Below are 18957 nucleotides of genomic sequence, written 5' to 3' on the forward strand. Positions count from 1 at the left end.
CCGGCGCAGCTCCCGCGCTCAGCGCGAGATCACCGGAAGTCCGTGCGGAACGGGTCGGCGTAGTCGATGTCGTCGAGGTTGACGGCACCGGTCTGGCCGAAGCCGGAGAAGTCCAGCTCGTCGTAGCCGGGCACCTGGTACATCTGCGCCTTGGCCTCCTCGGTGGGCTCGACCGCGATGTGGCGGAACCGCGACAGGCCGGTGCCTGCCGGGATGAGCTTGCCGATGATGACGTTCTCCTTGAGCCCCATGAGCTGATCGCTCTTGCGGTTCAGGGCGGCCTCGGTGAGCACGCGGGTGGTCTCCTGGAAGGAGGCCGCCGAGAGCCACGACTCGGTCGCCAGCGACGCCTTGGTGATGCCCATCAGCTCGGGACGACCCGAGGCCGGCTGACCGCCCTCGGAGAGCACCCGACGGTTCTCCCGCTCGAAGGTGACCCGCTCGGCGAAGTCGCCGGGCAGCAGACCGGTGTCGCCGGACTCGATGACCGTCACCCGACGGAGCATCTGGCGCACGATGACCTCGATGTGCTTGGCGTGGATGTCCACACCCTGGCTGATGTAGACCTTCTGCACCTCGTCCACCAGGTGCTGCTGCACCTTCCGCGGGCCGAGGATGCGCAGCACCTGCTTCGGATCGACCGAGCCCTGGGTGAGCTGCTGGCCGACGTCGATCTGGTCGCCGTCGGCGATCAGCAGGGTCACACGCTTGGAGACGGTGTACGACACCGGCTCCGAGCCGTCGTCCGGGGTGACCGTGATCCGACGCTGCTTGTCGTTCTCCTCGATCTCCGCGCGACCGGCGAACTCCGAGATCGGCGCGAAGCCGGCCGGGGTACGTGCCTCGAAGAGCTCCTGGATACGGGGCAGACCGTGAGTGATGTCGCCGTCGGCGCTGGCCACACCACCGGAGTGGAAGGTACGCATGGTCAGCTGGGTGCCGGGCTCACCGATCGACTGCGCCGCGACGATGCCGACGGCCTCGCCGATATCGACCAGCTGGCCGGTCGCGAGCGACTTGCCGTAGCACTGGGCACAGGTGCCCACTGCCGAGTCGCAGGTCAGCACCGAACGGATCTTCGCCTCCCGCACACCGGCCTCGACCAGCTGCTCGATGAGCACGTCACCCAGCTCGGTGCCGGCCGGCGCCGCCTCGGAGCCGTCGGCCCCGATGGCCGCGGTGGCCAGGACGCGCCCGTACACCGTGGACTCCGCATGCTCGTGGGGGCGCAGCACTCCGCCCTCCTCGACAGCGATCGGCAGGACAAGGCCCTTGGTGGTGCCGCAGTCGTCCTCGCGGACGATGACGTCCTGCGAGACGTCGACCAGACGGCGGGTCAGGTAGCCCGACTGAGCGGTCTTCAGCGCGGTGTCCGCCAGGCCCTTGCGGGAGCCGTGCGAGGCGATGAAGTACTCCAGGACCGAGAGCCCCTCCTTGTAGTTGGAGAGGATCGGGCGGGGGATGATCTCGCCCTTGGGGTTGTTCACCAGACCACGCATACCGGCGATCTGACGGACCTGCATCCAGTTGCCTCGCGCACCCGAGTCCACCATCCGGTAGATGGTGTTGGTCGAGTCGAAGTTCTCACGCATCGCCTGGTCGACCTCATTGGTCGCCTCGGTCCAGATGTCGATGAGCTCCATGTTGCGCTCGTGCTCGGAGATCAGGCCCAGGTCACGGTTCTCCTGGATCTGGGCGCTCTTGGCCTCGTACTTCGCGATGATCTCCGGCTTGTTCGGCGGAGTCACCACGTCGGACAGCGCGAAGGACGCGCCCGAGCGGGTGGACCACGAGAAGCCGTAGGACTTCAGCGCGTCCAGCGAGGCCGCGACCTGGCCCTTGTCATAGCGCTCGGCGAGAGCGTTGACGATGCCGCCCAGTCGCTTCTTGCCGACCTGGCCCTGCACGAAGGGGAAGTCCACGGGCAGCGTCTCGTTGAAGTAGACGGTGCCGAGGGTGGTGGCCAGGATGATCGGGTCGCCCTCGGTCCAGCCCTCGGGGGCCTCCCAGTCGCTCGGCGGCGCGATGTCCGTGAAGCGGATCGACACCGGGGCGTTCAGGTGCAGCTCGCCGCGGTCGAAGGCCATGATGGCCTCCGCCTCGGAGGCGAACCGGCGCCCGGCGCCCTCGCAGTCCTCGCGGACCGTGGTGAGGTGGTACAGGCCGATGATCATGTCCTGTGCGGGCATGGTCACGGGTCGGCCGTCGGACGGCTTGAGGATGTTGTTGCTGGACAGCATCAGGATGCGGGCCTCGGCCTGCGCCTCCGCGGACAGCGGCAGGTGCACGGCCATCTGGTCGCCGTCGAAGTCCGCGTTGAACGCGGCGCAGACGAGCGGGTGCAGATGGATGGCCTTGCCCTCCACCAGCTGCGGCTCAAAGGCCTGGATGCCCAGGCGGTGCAGGGTGGGCGCACGGTTCAGCAGCACCGGGTGCTCGGTGATGACCTCTTCGAGGACGTCCCACACCTCGGGGCGCGCACGCTCCACCATCCGCTTGGCGGCCTTGACGTTCTGGGCGTGGCTGAGCTCGACCAGACGCTTCATGACGAAGGGCTTGAACAGCTCCAGCGCCATGCCCTTGGGCAGACCGCACTGGTGCAGGTTCAGCTGCGGGCCGTTGACGATCACGGAGCGAGCGGAATAGTCCACACGCTTGCCCAGCAGGTTCTGACGGAAACGTCCCTGCTTGCCCTTGAGCATGTCCGAGAGCGACTTCAGCGGGCGGTTGCCCGGTCCGGTGACCGGACGGCCGCGGCGGCCGTTGTCGAACAGCGAGTCGACCGACTCCTGCAGCATGCGCTTCTCGTTGTTCACGATGATCTCGGGCGCGCCGAGATCCAGCAGCCGCTTGAGACGGTTGTTGCGGTTGATCACGCGACGGTACAGGTCGTTGAGGTCGGAGGTCGCGAAGCGGCCACCGTCCAGCTGCACCATCGGACGCAGGTCCGGCGGGATCACCGGGACGGCCTCCAGCACCATGCCGACGGGCGAGTTGGTGGTGGTCAGGAACGCCGAGACGACCTTGAGGCGCTTGAGCGCCCGGGCCTTCTTCTGTCCCTTGCCGGTGGCGATGATCTCGCGCAGCAGCACGGACTCGGCCTCAAGGTCGAAGTCCTGGAGCCGGCGCTGGAGCGCCTCGGCGCCCATGCCGCCCTCGAAGTAGGTGCCGTAGCGCAGCTTCATCGCCCGGTAGAGCTGCTCGTCGCCCTCGAGGTCCGCGACCTTGAGGGTCTTGAAGCGCTCCCAGATGCGGGTGATGCGATCGATCTCGGCGTCGTACTTCTTGCGGATCTGCGCCTGCTCGCGCTCACCGGAGTCGCGGACCTTGCGCTTCGCGTCGGCCTTGGCGCCCTCCTCCTCGAGCTGGGCGAGGTCCTTCTCCGCGGACAGCGCCCGCTGGTTGATCGCGGCGTCGCGCTCGTTCTCAAGCTCCTTGGCCTCGAGATCGAAGCGTGCCTGCAGATCGGGCATGTCGTCGTGGCGAGCCTGCTCGTCCACGGCGGTGATCATGTACGCGGCGAAGTAGATGATCTTCTCGAGATCCTTCGGCGCGAGGTCCAGCAGGTAACCGAGGCGGCTCGGCACGCCCTTGAAGTACCAGATATGAGTGACGGGAGCGGCGAGCTCCACGTGCCCCATGCGCTCACGGCGCACGGAGGACTTGGTGACCTCCACGCCGCAGCGCTCGCAGATGATGCCCTTGAAACGCACGCGCTTGTACTTGCCGCAGTAGCACTCCCAGTCCCGGGTAGGGCCGAAGATGCGCTCGCAGAAGAGGCCGTCCATCTCGGGCTTCAGGGTGCGGTAGTTGATGGTCTCCGGCTTCTTGACCTCGCCGTGGGACCAGCCGCGGATGTCATCGGCAGTGGCGAGGCCGATGCGCAGCTCGTCGAAGGTGTTGACGTCGATCACAGGTGTCCTTCTCTCGATCGGAAGTCTGGTGTCTGAGGGAACGGGGGGTCGAGGGCGGGGCCGGGAGGGACCTGGCCGGCTGCTCGCTGCAGCCGGGGTGTCCTCCCGGTCCCCCGTCCGTCAGACCTCTTCGATGGAGCCGACGCCCTCGTGGGGTCGGCGGGACAGGTCGATGCCGAGCTCCTCCGCGGCGCGGAAGACCTCCTCGTCGCTCTCCTGGACCTCCTGCGCGGTGCCGTCGCTGGACAGCACCTCCACATTCAGGCACAGGGACTGCATCTCCTTGAGCAGCACACGGAAGGACTCCGGGATGCCGGGCTCGGGGATGTTCTCTCCCTTGACGATGGCCTCGTAAACCTTCACGCGGCCGGCGATGTCGTCGGACTTGATGGTCAGCAGCTCCTGCAGGGCGTAGGCGGCACCGTAGGCCTCCAGGGCCCACACCTCCATCTCGCCGAAGCGCTGGCCGCCGAACTGGGCCTTACCGCCCAGCGGCTGCTGCGTGATCATCGAGTACGGGCCCGTCGAGCGCGCGTGCAGCTTGTCGTCCACCAGGTGGTGGAGCTTCAGCATGTACATGTAGCCCACGGAGACCGGCTCCGGGAACGGCTCGCCGGAGCGGCCGTCGTACATGCGCGCCTTGCCGTTCTCCTTGACCATCCGCTCGCCGTCCCGGTTGGGGCGGTGATTGGCGATCAGACCGGTGACCTCGTCGGCGGTGAGGCCGTCGAAGACGGGGACCGCGACCGGGGTGTCGGGCTCGCCATGCAGCGCGCCCTCCGGCAGGTCCGCGGCCGTCGGGTCAGCCGGATCCAGGTCCCAGCCGGCCTTGGCGACCCAGCCGAGGTGGGTCTCCATGACCTGCCCGATGTTCATACGGCCGGGCACGCCCATCGGGTTCAGGATGATGTCGATCGGGGTGCCGTCCTCCAGGAACGGCATGTCCTCGACCGGCAGGATCTTCGCGATGACGCCCTTGTTGCCGTGACGGCCGGCGAGCTTGTCGCCGTCGGTGATCTTGCGCTTCTGCGCGACGTAGACGCGGACCATCTCGTTGACGCCCGTGGGCAGGATGTCCCCGTCCTCGTCCTCGTTGAAGACCTGCACGCCGATGACGGTGCCGGTCTCGCCGTGCGGGACGCGCAGCGAGGTGTCGCGCACCTCGCGGGCCTTCTCGCCGAAGATGGCGCGCAGCAGGCGCTCCTCCGGGGTCAGCTCGGTCTCGCCCTTCGGGGTGACCTTGCCGACCAGGATGTCTCCCGGCTCGACCTCGGCACCGATGCGGATGATGCCGCGCTCGTCGAGATCGGCCAGCACGTCGTCGCCGACGTTCGGGATGTCCCGGGTGATCTCCTCGCGCCCGAGCTTGGTGTCGCGCGCATCGACCTCGTGCTCCTCGATGTGGATCGAGGTGAGGACGTCGTCCTGGACCATCCGCGAGGACAGGATGATGCCGTCCTCGTAGTTATGGCCCTCCCACGACATGAACGCGACCAGCAGGTTCTTGCCGATGGCCAGCTCACCCTGGTCGGTCGAGGGGCCATCGGCCAGGATCGATCCGGCCTCGACGCGGTCACCCTCGTCGAAGAGCACGCGCTGATTGTAGGAGTTGCCGGCGTTGGAGCGCTGGAACTTCCCGATCGGGTAGGTCTGACGCGTGCCGTCGTCGGCCATCACCACGATGAGGTCGGCGGAGAGCTCCTCGATGACGCCGGCCTTCGCAGCGGTGATCACATCGCCCGCGTCGACCGCGGCGCGACGCTCCATGCCGGTGCCGACCAGCGGCATCTCGGAACGGAGCAGCGGCACGGCCTGGCGCTGCATGTTCGAGCCCATGAGCGCACGGTTGGCGTCATCATGCTCGAGGAAGGGGATCATCGCGGTGGCGACGGAGACCATCTGACGTGCGGAGACGTCCATAAAGTCCACGTCGGCGACGACGACCAGGTCGGGCTCGCCGCCGGGAAGGCGCACCAGCACCTCCTCCTCGAGGAAGCGTCCCTGCTCGTCGATCTTCGCGTTCGCCTGGGCGATGATGTGACGATCCTCGTCATCGGCCGTGAGGTACACGACCTCGTCCGTGACCTGGCCGCTGACGACCTTGCGGTACGGACTCTCGATGAAGCCGAAGGGGTTGATGCGGGCGAAGGTCGCCAGCGAGCCGATCAGACCGATGTTCGGTCCCTCGGGGGTCTCGATCGGGCACATGCGGCCGTAGTGCGAGGGGTGGACGTCACGGACCTCCATGCCGGCGCGGTCACGAGAGAGACCGCCCGGCCCGAGCGCCGAGAGACGACGCTTGTGCGTCAGCCCCGACAGCGGGTTGTTCTGGTCCATGAACTGCGACAGCTGGGAGGTCCCGAAGAACTCCTTGATCGCGGCGGTGACCGGACGGATGTTGATCAGCGTCAGCGGCGTGATCGCCTCGACGTCCTGCGTGGTCATGCGCTCGCGGACGACGCGCTCCATGCGGGACAGGCCGGTGCGGACCTGGTTCTGGATCAGCTCGCCCACCGCGCGGATGCGACGGTTGCCGAAGTGGTCGATGTCGTCCGTCTCCACGCGCACGGCCTTGCCGTCGGTGCTGGTGTACTCCGAGACGCCGTCGTGCAGCGCCACGATGTACTTGATGGCGGCGACGACGTCCTGCAGACGCAGGGTCGACTCGGAGAGGCTCCCCTCGAGGCCGAGCTTCTTGTCGATCTTGTAGCGGCCGACCTTCGCCAGGTCGTAGCGCTTGGAGTTGAAGTAGAGGTTGTTCAGCATCGCCTCGCCCGCATCGCGCGTGGGCGGCTCGCCCGGACGCTGCTTGCGGTAGATGTCGATGAGCGCCTCGTCCTGGGAGGCGATGCGGTCCTTCTCGAGCGTGGAGCGCATCGACTCGAACTCGCCGAACTCCTCGAGGATGTCGCTGTGCGACATGCCGAGCGCCTGCAGCAGGGTGGTGACGGACTGCTTGCGCTTGCGGTCGATGCGCACACCGACCTGGTCGCGCTTGTCGACCTCGAACTCGAGCCACGCACCGCGGGAAGGGATGACCTTCGCCGAGAAGATGTGCTTGTCGGAGGTCTTGTCGATCGACTCCTCGAAGTACACGCCCGGGGAGCGGACCAGCTGCGAGACGACGACGCGCTCGGTGCCGTTGATGATGAACGTGCCCTTGTCCGTCATGAGCGGGAACTCGCCCATGAAGACCGTCTGGGTCTTGATCTCACCGGTCTCGTTGTTCATGAACTCCGCGATGACGTACAGCGGAGCCGCGTAGGTGAGGTCCTTCTCCTTGCATTCGTCGACCGTGTACTTCGGGTCGTCGAAGGTGTGATCGCGGAACGACAGCGACATATTGCCGGCGAAGTCCTCGATCGGAGAGATCTCCTCGAGGATGTCCGCGAGACCGGAGGCCTGCGGGACGTCCTCGCGACCGGCGGCGGAGGCCTCAGCGGCACGCTCCTGCCAGCGCTCGTTGCCGAGCAGCCAGTCGAAAGAGGTCGTCTGCAGACTCAGCAGATCCGGGACCTCGATGGGGTCGCCGAGCTTCGCGAAGGTGACGCGAGGCGAGGCGGTACGAAGTGCGATGTCAGTGGTGCGATCGGTGCTCGAGGCAGCCAAGGGGGGTCCTTCCACAGGCCGATGACGGAATCCCAGGCGCGGTGAACGACCCATCAGGGCGGTGGAGCATGCAATGTGAAGAACAGAGCGGCAGATCCGACGGGAGGCACACGGCGCAAGGAACGAGCATACACAAATCCGCGGATGGACGCAAGGGCCGCGAACACGACCGGTCCATCCGCGTCGGCCGCTATATGCCTGGCGCGGGTGTTCTCCCGGCGCTCCCCCACCTGTCTGACTCGACCGGCCCGGCGGTGACATCACACCGGGCACGTGCGGCAGGAGGAGCTCCGTACGAGAAAAATGATGGAGGGAAATCCTCCAGGAGTCAAGCAGGCAGCCCCTCCCCCGGAGTGTCGCACCACGTCAGAGCTCATCTTGTCGGTGCGCCACGTTGCGCGGATTCCGATGTGCGGGCATGCAGAAGAGCCGCCCCGCAGATGCGGGACGGCCCTTCAGGAGCAGTGCGACTGCCGTCAGATCAGGCGCGCGAGGGAGCGCACGCCGGAGATCACTTGACGGAAGCGGTCGCGCCGGCCTCCTCGAGCTTGGCCTTGGCAGCCTCGGCGTCCTCCTGCTTGACACCCTCGAGAACAGCCTTGGGCGCCTCGTCGACGAGCGCCTTGGCCTCCTTCAGACCGAGGGAGGTGAGGCCGCGCACCTCCTTGATGACGGCGATCTTCGCGGAACCGGCGGACTCGAGGATGACGTCGAACTCGGTCTGCTCCTCCTCGGCCTCGGCCTCGCCACCGGCGGCGGCGCCACCGGCAGCGGCGACGGCCACGGGAGCGGCGGCGGTCACGTCGAAGACGTCCTCGAACTGCTTCACGAACTCGGAGAGCTCGATGAGGGACATCTCCTTGAAAGCTTCGATGAGCTCGTCGTTGCTGAGCTTCGCCATGGTGGCGTTCCTTCCTGTTGGTGGGACCTGCGTCCCTGCGGTGTCAGGCGGCGCATGCGCGCCAGGTCATTCGGTCCGAGCGCTCCGTGGGGAGCAGTCGGGGACAGCGCTGAGGCTGTGGGGGCGGAAGCCCTGAACCCTCGGGCTCAGGCGGCTTCCTGCTTGGCCCGCAGCGCGTCCACGGTGCGCGCTGTCTTGGACAGCGGCGCCGCAAACACTGCGGCGGCCTTGGACATCGACGCCTTCATGGCGCCGGCAGCCTTGGCCAGCAGGACCTCGCGGGACTCGAGGTCCGCGAGCTTCTGGACGTCCTCCTTCGAGAGCAGCTTGCCCTCGAAGTAGCCGGACTTGACCACGAGGTTCTCGTGGGTCTTGGCGAAGTCACGCAGAGCCTTAGCAGGCTCCACCGGTTCGCCCTTGATGAAGGCGATAGCGGTCGGCCCGTTGAGCGTGCCGTCGAACACGTCGATGCCGGCCTCGCGGGCGGCGATCTCCGTGAGCGTGTTCTTCACCACGGCGTAGGTCGTCTCGGAACCCAGCGAGCGGCGGAGCTCCTTGAGCTCCTCCACGCTGAGCCCGCGATATTCGGTGATGACGGCGGCGTCGGAATCGCGGAACAGTTCCACGATCTCGGCGACGGCGTCGACCTTTTCGGGGTTCGCCATGGCCCTCCTTCCAGAGGTCTCTCGCCACCGGGTGAAGGCGTCCCAGGAACGGAAAAAGCCTCGACACGCAAGTGTCGAGGCCTCGATCGCGATGGGCGCCCGTGCCGCAAGGGCTCCAGCCGGAGCTGGATGGGCGCGACCATGCAAAAGTCGCTTCTTCACCTGCGCAGGCCATCCCGGAGGGATCTCTTCAGCCATCCTCGAGGTCGAGGGTGACAACCGGCGGTCTTCGGTAGGTCCAGACTAGACCAGACCCGGCCGGCCCCGCCATGCCGCGGGCGGCGTTCTGCGTCACATCTGAGGCAACCGGTCCGATCCTGCCGCGCCGCGGAAGGTCCTCTCCCGGTGGCACCTTTTTTCACGTGGGTACCCGGGCCAGGGCTCCGTGACCGTTGCGCCGGGCTCGGCCACCGCCGGGAGGAGCTCCGCCCGGGGCATGACGACGGCGCCCCGACCACCAGGTGGTGGTCGGGGCGCCGAGTGCACTGCACTGCTGGACGGGGCGGCTCAGGAGGCGTCGTGCTCGGTGCCCGGTGCCCTGATGGCCACGCCTCGCAGCGGATCGATCAGGCCTCGTCGGTATCTTCGAGGAGGTTGCGAGTGCGGTTCACGTCGACCGGGACGCCCGGGCCCATGGTGGTGGACACGGTGATCTTCTCGATGTAGCGGCCCTTGGAGGAGGACGGCTTCAGGCGGAGGATCTCATCCAGCGCGGCGACGTAGTTCTCGACCAGCTGCTGATCGGAGAAGGAGACCTTCCCGACCAGGTAGTGCAGGTTGGCTGCGCGGTCGGTGCGGAACTCGATCTTGCCGCCCTTGATGTCGGACACGGCCTTGGTCACGTCCATGGTGACGGTGCCGGTCTTGGGGTTCGGCATCAGACCACGGGGGCCGAGCACACGGCCCAGCTTGCCGACCTTGCCCATCAGGTTCGGCGTGGCCACGGCCGCGTCGAAGTCGGTCCAGCCACCGGCGACCTTCTCGATCAGCTCGTCGTCGCCGACCTCGTCGGCGCCGGCCGCGAGAGCGGCCTCCACCTGCGCACCGGTCGCGAAGACGATGACGCGAGCGGTCTTGCCGGTGCCGTTGGGCAGGTTGACGGTGCCGCGCACCATCTGATCCGCCTTGCGGGGATCCACGCCCAGGCGCATCGAGACCTCGACCGAGGCGTCGAACTTGGCCGGGGAGGACTTCTGCGCCAGACGCAGCGCGTCCAGCGGGGAGTATGCACGACCCTCTTCGATCAGGGCCGCACCGTTCTTGTATGCCTTGCTACGGAAACCCATGTCCTCAGCCCTCCACCGTGATGCCCATGGAACGAGCGGTGCCCTCGACGATCTTCGCCGCGGCCTCGGTGTCGTTCGCGTTCAGATCAGGCATCTTGGTCTCCGCGATCTCGCGGACCTGTGCCTGGGTGATCTTGCCGACCTTGTCGGTGTGCGGGACGGCGGAGCCCTTCTGGAGGCCGGCGGCCTTCTTGATGAGCTCAGCGGCCGGCGGGGTCTTCGTGATGAAGGTGAACGAGCGGTCCTCGTAGACCGTGATCTCGACCGGGATGATGTTGCCACGCTGATCGGCGGTGCGATCGTTGTAGGCCTTCACGAACTCCATCATGTTCACGCCGGCAGCGCCGAGCGCGGGACCCACGGGCGGCGCAGGTGTGGCCTGGCCGGCCTGGATCTGGAGCTTGATGACGCTCGCGATCTTCTTCTTGGGAGCCATTGCTCTTCCTTACTGTGGTGTGGTCCGGGCGGAGCTCATCACGCGCTCCTCCCACTGCAGGACCCGTTCCCGCTGGCGGGCCGGGTCCGAGGTGCGACGTTACCTGCACGTCGCGGCGGCGTCGACCGGTATCGGGGGTGATCCTGGTCGTACTCGCGCGGCCGGGCGGCCGCGCACCGCTCAGATCTTGGCGACCTGGTCGAACGCCAGCTCGACCGGGGTCTCACGTCCGAAGATGGACACCAGGACCTGAAGCTTCTGGGCCTCCGAGTGGATCTCGGAGATGGTGGCCGGCATCGTCTCGAAGGGGCCGTCCATGACGGTGACGGACTCGCCGACCTGGAAATCGGGGACCTTCTGCGCGGCCGCGGCCTTGCCCGCTCCGGCGCCCGAGGCGCGCTTCTTCTCCGGCAGGCCGACGGACGGCTCGAGCATGGAGAAGATCTCGTCGAAGCTCAGCGGCGTCGGGTCGGTCGCATTGCCGACGAAACCGGTCACGCCGGGGGTGTCACGCACGACCCGCCAGGAATCAGTGGTCAGATCCATGCGGACCAGCACGTAGCCGGGGACACGGACGCGGCGGACGATCTTCTTCTGGCCGTTCTTGACCTCGGTCGCGTCCTCCATCGGGACCTGGACCTCGAAGATGTACTCCTCCATGTCCTGGGTCTCGGTGCGCGTGGCCAGCTGGGTCTTCACGCGGTTCTCGTGACCGGAGTAGGAGTGGATCACGTACCACTCGCCGGGGGAGGCACGCAGGTGGCGCTTGAGCTGCACCAGCGGGTCCTCCTCCTCGGGCTCCTCGGAGGCGGCTCCCTCGCCCTCGGCTCCCTCGCCCTCGGCGTCCTCGCCCTCGGGGCATCTGCCTCCGCGGCGTCGACGCCCGAGTCAGCGCCCTCGCCCTCGGCGTCCTGCTCGGTCTCTTCGACCGGCACAGCCGGCGCGGCATCCTCGTCAGCCGTGGCGGGGGCGGCATCGACCTGCGGCGCGGCGTCGACCGCAGAGGAGGAGAACGAGAGGGAGTCGTCGAGGTCCTCGTAGGACTCGTCGGGGGTAGAGGTCTGATCGCTCATCGGCGGGAACCTGCCTTCCTGGCGGCGTGGAACTGATCGGTCACGGTGCGGCGTGCGGTGCGGGACGGACCGCGGCTCACAGATCGGGGACCGTGAAGGCGATCCTGGACAGCCAGCTGAACACGGAATCGAGGCCGAAGATCAGCAGGATCATAAGAAACACGAAGATCAGGACCGTGATGGAGTACAGGACGAGCTCCCGACGCGTGGGGACGACGACCTTCCTCAGCTCCGCGATGATCTGGCGGAGGAACAGACCGATCGCCAGGAACGGGTTCTTCGACCCGGGGCCCTGGGCGTCGGCACCGCTCGGTGTCGACGGGGCGTTCTGGCTGGAGTTCACTCTGGGCTGTCCGATCTCGTCGAGGTCATCCGCATCCGACCGGGTGACCCCGGCCGGACCGGCAGGGCAGACAGGGCTCGAACCTGCAACCTGCGGTTTTGGAGACCGCTGCGCTACCAATTGCGCCACTGCCCTTCATGAGGACCAGACCTCATGAGGCCATCTCCGCACCCTCTCGCAAGAGCCCACGGTTCTGACCAGCGATCAGCATACAAGCCGCAGGGACCTCGTGCGAATCGACCGGCGTCAGATCACATGATCACGAGACGCAGACCACTCCCTTCCGCACCCCGTCACGCCGTCCGTCGAGCTCCGCGGAGCGTCCTCGACCGCGCAGGGCCACGGCAGTGCCGACCCACCCCGGGGGCCGCCACCAGCGCGTCGGCCTGGCGGAGGGCGGCACGCTCTGCCACGATGGTGAGGTGACCACCGACGATGCCATCACCTCCGCGACCCCTCAGCACTCGATCCCGCATGCTCGCGTCTCGCAGCGCGTGGGAGCGATCCAGCCCTCCGCGACCCTCGCGGTCGACGCCACGGCCAAGGCCCTCAAGGCCGCCGGTCGGCCGGTGATCGGCTTCGGTGCCGGTGAACCGGATTTCCCGACCCCGGCGCATATCGTCGAGGCGGCGATCGAGGCGGCGCAGGATCCGCGCAACCATCGCTACTCGGCCACCGGCGGGCTGCCCGAGCTGAAGCAGGCGCTGGCGGAGTCCTTCTCCGGTACGACCGGCCTGGAGATCGACCCCGCACAGGTGCTCGTGACCAACGGCGGCAAGCAGGCCGTCTTCCAGACCTTCGCGACGCTCCTGGACCCGGGCGACGAGGTCATCCTCCCCGCGCCGTACTGGACCACCTATCCCGAGGCGATCCGGCAGACCGGCGCCACCGAGGTGCCGGTCCTCGCCGGCGTCGAACAGAACTACGTCCCCACCGTGGAGCAGCTCGAGGCGGCCCGCACCGAGCGCACCCGTGTCCTGCTGCTGTGCTCCCCCTCGAACCCCACCGGCGTGGTGCTCACGCCCGAGCAGGTCACCGAGATCGGCCGCTGGGCGCTCGAGCACGGCATCTGGGTCGTCACCGACGAGATCTACAAGTCGCTGACGTACGAGGGGATGCCGTTCACCTCGGTGCTGAAGGCGGTGCCGGAGCTGGCGGAGACCACGGTGCTGCTGGGCGGGGTCGCGAAGTCCTTCGCGATGACCGGGTGGCGGGTGGGTTGGATGGTCGGCCCCGTCGACGTGATCAAGGCGGCGACCAATCTGCAGTCCCACCTCACCTCCCATGTCAACAACATCGCGCAGCGGGCGGCACTGGCCGCGCTGACTGGTCCCGACGAGCCCGTCGAGGAGATGCGGGTCGCCTTCGACCGTCGGCGTCGCCTGATCGTCGAGAAGCTCTCCCAGGTGCCGGGCTTCACCGTGCCCACCCCCACCGGTGCGTTCTACGCGTTCCCGGATGTCTCCCAGGTGCTGGGCCGGACGCTCCGCGGCCGGGAGATCACCACCTCCACCGATCTGGCGACCGTGATCCTCGAGGAGGCCGAGGTCGCCGCGGTGCCCGGCGAGGCCTTCGGTGCCCCCGGCCACCTGCGCTTCTCCTACGCGCTGGCGGATGAGGACATCACCGAGGGCATCGACCGGGTGATCGCGCTGCTGTCCGAGTGATGCACCGCGCATGAGTGCGGCTGACGGCGCCCGCCGCGATCTGGCCACCCTGCCCAAAGCGCATCTGCACCTGCACTTCACCGGGTCGATGCGGCCCACCACGTTGTGGGAGCTGGCGGCGGCGCGCGGGATCCGGCTGCCCCGCTCCCTCACCGACGAGGTCGCGCTGCAGGTCGAGCCGACCCGTCGGGGCTGGTTCCGCTTCCAGCGGCAGTACGATGCGGCGCGCGCCGTCGTCGATACCGAGCAGACGATGCGCAGGATCCTCCATGAGGCCGCCGAGGATGATGCGGCCGAGGGCTCGGGGCGACTCGAGCTGCAGGTGGACCCCACCAGCTACGCCCCGTTCGTGGGCGGGCTGACCCCGGCGATCGAGATCGTGCTGGACCAGGCCGCTCGTTCGGAGCGGGAGACCGGGGTGAGCATCGGCATCGTGATCGCCGCCTCCCGCACCCGCCACCCGCTGGATGCCCGCACGCTCGCCCGGCTGGCGGCCCGGTACGCGGGGCCGGTGGTCGGCTTCGGGCTCTCGAACGACGAGCGGCGCGGCACCACGGCCGAGTTCGCGCCGGCGTTCCGGATCGCGCGTGAGGCCGGGCTGCTGTCGGTGCCGCACGGCGGGGAGCTGCTGGGTCCCGCGCATGTGCGGGACGTGGTGGAGCATCTGGGACCGCACCGTCTGGGGCACGGCGTGCGGGCGGCGGAGGATCCTGCGCTGCTGGACCGGGTGGTCGAGGCCGGGATCGGGCTCGAGGTGTGCCCGACCTCCAACGCTTCGCTGGGAGTGGTCGAGCAGGCGGCCGACGTGCCTCTGCGGCGCCTGCTGGAGGCCGGGGCGCAGATCGCCCTGGGCGCCGATGACCCGCTGCTCTTCGGTGCTCGCCTGCTGGAGCAGTACGAGACCGCGCGGTCGATCGGCCTCGACGATGCGGAGCTGGCAGCGCTGGCCGCCTCCTCGATCAGAGTCTCGGCGGCAACCGACGCGGTGGCGCGGCGTCTGCTGGACGGGGTGCGGGCCTGGCTCGCCGCCCCTCCCCCGGTCGGCGGCGGGGCGCCCGCCCCGCCGCCGCGGCCTCAGCGGTCCTGACCCGCCCCTTCCGACGGCAGGGCGAGGAAGAACACCGGGGTCTCGAAGCCCTGGGCGGCGAAGGCCGCAGCGATCTCCGCGGCCACGGCCTGCGCCTGAGTCGCCTCGACCAGGGCGATGGTCGAGCCGCCGAAGCCGCCGCCGGTCATCCGGGCGCCGTGCGCGCCGGCCTCCCGCGCGCTGTCGACGGCGAGGTCGAGCTGGGGGACGGTCACCTCGTAGTCCTCGCGCAGGGAGTGGTGCGAGGCGTTCAGCAGGGCACCGAGCTCCTCGACGTGCTCGCGCACGGGGCCTGCGGCCAGCAGGGCGTCGAACTCCCGCACCCGCTGGATCTCGGTGATCACGTGGCGGGCGCGACGGCGCACCACCTCGTCGTCGATGCAGGCCAGCAGCTGCTCCAGCTCGCCGGGGTCGACGTCCCGCAGCGTCGGCACTCCCAGGGCCTGGGCGGCGCGTTCGCTGTCAGCGCGGCGCGCGGTGTACTCGCCGTCCACATGCGAGTGCTCTGCGCGGGTGTCCGTGATCAGCAGTGCGAGGTCCTGGGAGGCGAGGTCCCACGGCACCGGGCGGGTGGAGAAGTCCCGGCAGTCCAGGAAGAGCGCATGCCCCTCCCGGGAGAGCACCGAGGCCGACTGGTCCAGCCCGCCCGTGGAGGCGCCCGCGAAGTCGGTCTCGGCGGTGATGGCCGCCCGCACCCGGTCCAGCGGCCCGGTGCCGAGCGTCAGCAGGTCCTCGATCGCCTCAGCGGCGGCGCACTCGAGCGCGGCGGAGCTGGAGAGCCCGGCGCCCAGCGGCACCTGGCCGTCGATCATGATGTCCATGCCGCGGGTGGAGGCACCGGAGATCCGCGAGCGCAGCGCCCACAGCACACCGGCCACATAGGCGGGCCAACCGGTCACGGCCTCCGCGCTCAGCTCGCGGGCATCGATGTCCAGCACCGTCTCGTCCTGCGCAGAGCGCAGGCGCAGACGATTGGTGGGGGTGCGTGCCGCCGCCGCGAAGCAGCGGTGGGAGATCGCCATCGGCAGGCACAGCCCGTCCTGGTAGTCGACGTGCTCCCCGATGATGTTCACCCGTCCGGGCGCGGACCAGACCCCGTCGGGCGCGTACCCGAACGACTCCTCGAACAGCTGCGCGGCACGGCCCGCCGCCGCCGAGCGCTCAGGGGCGGCGGACAGCTCCGCCGTGCCCTGGTCGGTGGGTGCGGGAGCGTTGAGGGAGCCTGCGCTGGTCATGAAGATCCTTCCGGAGCGGTCAGAGGCCGGGACGCGACGGAAGGCATTGACCGCCCGGCTCGGCGTCCGAAAGTCTAACCGTCATCGCGACAAGAGCGCAGAGCCGCTTCTCAGGGACGGATCGCGAGGCAGGCCACGGACGGCGCGACGATCGGCTCGGCGGCCCTGACCAGCTCGTCCCCGCTGCGCCGCAGCACGTCGATGCGGTCCCCCTCCTGCGCGGCGACCAGCACCAGGTCGCCCAGCTGGGTGAAGTGCCGCGGGTGCGCCCCCACCTCGACCTCGGACACCAGCAGCGGACGCATCGGGTCCAGGGAGACGAGCGAGAGGGTGTCGGGCCCGCGGTTGGCGACCAGCAGCGCGGATTCGTCACCGGTCAGCTCGATGTGGGAGGGCGCGTTGGCGCCGTCCCGCCCGCTGGCGGGGATCCTGGACCGCACGCTCCACTGGTGCGTCGGCCCGTCCGTCCCGGGAGCGGGCCTGCGCTGCGGGGCCTTCTCGCTGCGCACCGCCGTGGCGACCATGCCCGAGAGCTCGCAGGCGATATGGAGCTGCTCGGATTCGTGGTCGGCCGCGAGATGGCGGGGGCCGCTGCCGCGGTGGAGCGGGATCTCCCCGGCGAGGTCGATCATCCCGGTCCCGTCCTGGCGGTACATCAGCACCCGGTCCAGTCCGAGATCCGGGACGGCGAGCAGCTGGGTGCCCGGCAGGGCGACCACCTGGTGCGGATGCGGGCTGCCGAGATCGCTCTCGACGCTGTTGTCCCCGCTGTCACGGAGGCCACGGTGATCATCCAGATCGATCTGCTCGATCGGGATCCCGGCGTCGTCGAGCCGCACCGTGACCACCGTCCCGGTCCCGTACTGCGCGATGATCAGGGTGGAGGGATCGGTGCCGCGGCTGAGATGACAGCCCCCGGCGCCGTCGACGGCCAGGTCCCCGATGACCTCGGCTTCCCGGCCGTCGGCAGACACCCGCACGGCGACCACCCGGGTGGGATCCCCCTCGAGCACCGCATGCAGCAGCGTGCCGTCCTGGCTCCAGAGCACGAAGGAGGGATCGGGCAGCTCGACCACCGCCAGCCGCTCCACGGCCGGGGCGCCGGTGGCCTCGTCGATGCTCAGTCCCAGCAGCTCGATGCCGGGTCCGCGGCCGGTGCCGCTGCGGGAGTACCCGGCGGCGGCGATCAGTGCGGTGGGGGTCATGGTCACTCCTCGCGGTCGGGGCGCTGCCCGGTGCCGTCCTCGAGGTCCGAGGGCGGCTCGAGATCCTCGAGGAACGAGGGATCGTCGAACATCGTGGAGGACAGCGCTGTCATCTCACCAGTCATCGTAGACGGCTCGATCACCGCTGTGCCGCGACGGCGCCGGATCCTCCTCGCTCCGAGCGAGACCCGCCGTCTCCGCAGCGTGGTGAACGGGGAGGAGATCGCCGGGGTGTACGCGATTCCGCTGCGGCGGAAGTAGGGCATCAGGCGAGAGGCCAGCAGCTGCCCCAGCACCACCCCGGCAGCGATCGAGACGGCGACCTCGGCAGCTCCCAGCAGCTCCGCGATACCGGTGTTGAGATCGTCCCCGAGGCCCAGCAGCCCGCGATAGATGCGGCTGCCGGGGACCAGGGGGATCACCCCGGCCATGACGAAGGCGAGGGCAGGTGCCCGCAGCCGGTCACCGAGGACGGTCGCCACCATCCCGGTGCCGAAGGCGGCGATCGCGACGGCCACCGTGCGATCCAGCAGGGCGCCGCTGAGGAGATGGGCGACGATGCCGGAGCCGGACGCCACCAGCGCACCCGCCAGCAGCAGCCGAGCGGGGACCTGGGTGCCGACGCCGTATCCCAGCCCCATGCCCATCCCCGAGACGACGACCACCACCGACGTGGTCAGGGTCAGCGGCATCGCAGCACTGACGGAGACGTCGGCCCCGACCACGTCGGCCAGCAGCAGTCCACCGCGCACACCGGCCACGAGGCCGACGGTGAGCATCAGCGTCTCGAGCATGCGGCCGGCCGCGGTGACGTACCACCCGGTGACGGCATCCTGCACCGCGCTGATCGAGGAGAGACCCGCCAGCTGCACGATGATGCAGGAGACCACGACGATCGAGGGGCTGACGCTGTGGTCGATGAGAGCGACGGCCGAGGCTGCGCCCACCGCGACGAAGCCGCTGAGCGCCTGTCCGTAGAAGGGCGGGATGTTCCATCGGGCCAGCAGCTCAGCGGCGGCGATCAGCAGCCCGGCGGCGAGCGTTGCGGCGATCACCACCAGGCTTCCGGCGCCGAAGCTGAGCGCGGCCGCGCCACCCATCACCGCGAAGCCGAAGATCGCCAGGGGGATCCGGTACAGGGGCTGGCGCTGTGGGATCGCGGCGGCCTGCCGCCGGGCCTCGTCCAGCGGCAGCTCGCCCGAGATGTACCCGTGCGAGACGTCCTCGAAGGCCGCGAGTCGGGCGAAATCCTGCACCCGGTCACCCGCGGAGCGCACCCTGGTGAAGGGGGGCGCGGACTCGTCCGCGAGATAGGAGATCGTCACCTCGTTGAAGGTCACCTGGGCGGAGACGTTGCGGAGGCCGGAGGAGCTGGTCACCCGCAGCACGGTGGCGGTGACCTCGGAGGCGGCGGCACCGTTGGTGAGCAGTCCCTCGCCGATCCTCATGGCGAGGTCGAACACGGCATGGAGCCGGGCGGAATCGGTGGGCACGGATCGATCGTGCCACACCGACCGGGGCCGGGAGCACTCAGCG

Annotated in this window: 12 protein-coding genes, 1 tRNA gene and 1 pseudogene; 2 read left to right on the top strand and 12 right to left on the bottom strand. The window is 68.9% G+C overall.

Annotation, left to right across the window (positions count from 1 at the left end):
• Nucleotides 1-29: 29 nt before the first annotated feature.
• From CFK39_RS04355 to CFK39_RS04395, 9 genes and pseudogenes are all read right to left on the bottom strand, one after another.
• Nucleotides 30-3914: a DNA-directed RNA polymerase subunit beta' gene (locus CFK39_RS04355; RefSeq protein WP_089064431.1), complete on the bottom strand. Its 3885-nt coding sequence runs from the start codon at nucleotides 3912-3914 to the stop codon at nucleotides 30-32.
• A gap of 120 nt (nucleotides 3915-4034) precedes the next feature.
• Nucleotides 4035-7523 (bottom strand): DNA-directed RNA polymerase subunit beta, encoded by a 3489-nt coding sequence (rpoB, locus tag CFK39_RS04360; protein ID WP_089064432.1) that lies wholly within the window; start codon nucleotides 7521-7523, stop codon nucleotides 4035-4037.
• Nucleotides 7524-8034: 511 nt separating this feature from the next.
• On the bottom strand, nucleotides 8035-8424 hold the full coding sequence (gene rplL / locus CFK39_RS04365; RefSeq protein WP_089064433.1) for a 50S ribosomal protein L7/L12: 390 nt from the start codon (nucleotides 8422-8424) through the stop codon (nucleotides 8035-8037).
• A 146-nt stretch (nucleotides 8425-8570) separates the two neighbouring features.
• The gene (rplJ, locus tag CFK39_RS04370; RefSeq protein WP_089064434.1) at nucleotides 8571-9089 is read right to left on the bottom strand and encodes a 50S ribosomal protein L10; all 519 of its coding nucleotides are present in this window, start codon (nucleotides 9087-9089) and stop codon (nucleotides 8571-8573) included.
• Nucleotides 9090-9655: 566 nt separating this feature from the next.
• Nucleotides 9656-10375 (bottom strand): 50S ribosomal protein L1, encoded by a 720-nt coding sequence (gene rplA, locus CFK39_RS04375; protein ID WP_089064435.1) that lies wholly within the window; start codon nucleotides 10373-10375, stop codon nucleotides 9656-9658.
• A gap of 4 nt (nucleotides 10376-10379) precedes the next feature.
• A complete protein-coding gene (gene rplK, locus CFK39_RS04380; protein ID WP_089064436.1) occupies nucleotides 10380-10811 on the bottom strand; it encodes a 50S ribosomal protein L11 in 432 nt (143 codons plus the stop codon).
• 180 nt (nucleotides 10812-10991) lie between these two features.
• A pseudogene (gene nusG, locus CFK39_RS04385) lies at nucleotides 10992-11884 on the bottom strand (transcription termination/antitermination protein NusG).
• Nucleotides 11885-11960: 76 nt separating this feature from the next.
• Entirely contained in the window at nucleotides 11961-12227 is a 267-nt protein-coding gene (secE, locus tag CFK39_RS04390; RefSeq protein ID WP_089064437.1) for a preprotein translocase subunit SecE, read from the bottom strand.
• Nucleotides 12228-12289: 62 nt separating this feature from the next.
• Nucleotides 12290-12362 (bottom strand) — tRNA-Trp (locus CFK39_RS04395).
• Nucleotides 12363-12649: 287 nt separating this feature from the next.
• Here CFK39_RS04395 and CFK39_RS04400 point away from each other — a divergent pair.
• Together CFK39_RS04400 and CFK39_RS04405 are read left to right on the top strand one after the other, a co-directional pair.
• Complete coding sequence (locus tag CFK39_RS04400) at nucleotides 12650-13894, top strand: pyridoxal phosphate-dependent aminotransferase (protein WP_089066284.1); 1245 nt, start codon at nucleotides 12650-12652, stop codon at nucleotides 13892-13894.
• A 10-nt stretch (nucleotides 13895-13904) separates the two neighbouring features.
• Complete coding sequence (locus tag CFK39_RS04405; protein WP_089064438.1) at nucleotides 13905-14981, top strand: adenosine deaminase; 1077 nt, start codon at nucleotides 13905-13907, stop codon at nucleotides 14979-14981.
• Here CFK39_RS04405 and galK read toward each other — a convergent pair.
• The 3 genes from galK to CFK39_RS04420 form a co-directional block, all read right to left on the bottom strand.
• Nucleotides 14969-16216 (bottom strand): galactokinase, encoded by a 1248-nt coding sequence (gene galK, locus CFK39_RS04410; protein WP_089064439.1) that lies wholly within the window; start codon nucleotides 16214-16216, stop codon nucleotides 14969-14971. The genes CFK39_RS04405 and galK overlap by 13 nt on opposite strands.
• 110 nt (nucleotides 16217-16326) lie before the next feature.
• Entirely contained in the window at nucleotides 16327-17421 is a 1095-nt protein-coding gene (locus CFK39_RS04415; protein WP_089064440.1) for a lactonase family protein, read from the bottom strand.
• A gap of 2 nt (nucleotides 17422-17423) precedes the next feature.
• Nucleotides 17424-18914 (bottom strand): threonine/serine exporter family protein, encoded by a 1491-nt coding sequence (locus tag CFK39_RS04420; RefSeq protein WP_089064441.1) that lies wholly within the window; start codon nucleotides 18912-18914, stop codon nucleotides 17424-17426.
• Nucleotides 18915-18957: the final 43 nt, after the last annotated feature.

The sequence above is a fragment of the Brachybacterium avium genome (assembly GCF_002216795.1).
GTDB lineage: Bacteria > Actinomycetota > Actinomycetes > Actinomycetales > Dermabacteraceae > Brachybacterium > Brachybacterium avium.

Coding starts and splice junctions, on each gene's coding strand:
- rplL (WP_089064433.1), bottom strand. CDS start 8,424: ATGGCGAAGCTCAGCAACGACGAGCTCATCGAAGCTTTCAAGGAGATG.
- rplJ (WP_089064434.1), bottom strand. CDS start 9,089: ATGGCGAACCCCGAAAAGGTCGACGCCGTCGCCGAGATCGTGGAACTG.
- rplA (WP_089064435.1), bottom strand. CDS start 10,375: ATGGGTTTCCGTAGCAAGGCATACAAGAACGGTGCGGCCCTGATCGAA.
- rplK (WP_089064436.1), bottom strand. CDS start 10,811: ATGGCTCCCAAGAAGAAGATCGCGAGCGTCATCAAGCTCCAGATCCAG.
- CFK39_RS04405 (WP_089064438.1), top strand. CDS start 13,905: ATGAGTGCGGCTGACGGCGCCCGCCGCGATCTGGCCACCCTGCCCAAA.
- galK (WP_089064439.1), bottom strand. CDS start 16,216: ATGACCAGCGCAGGCTCCCTCAACGCTCCCGCACCCACCGACCAGGGC.
- CFK39_RS04415 (WP_089064440.1), bottom strand. CDS start 17,421: ATGACCCCCACCGCACTGATCGCCGCCGCCGGGTACTCCCGCAGCGGC.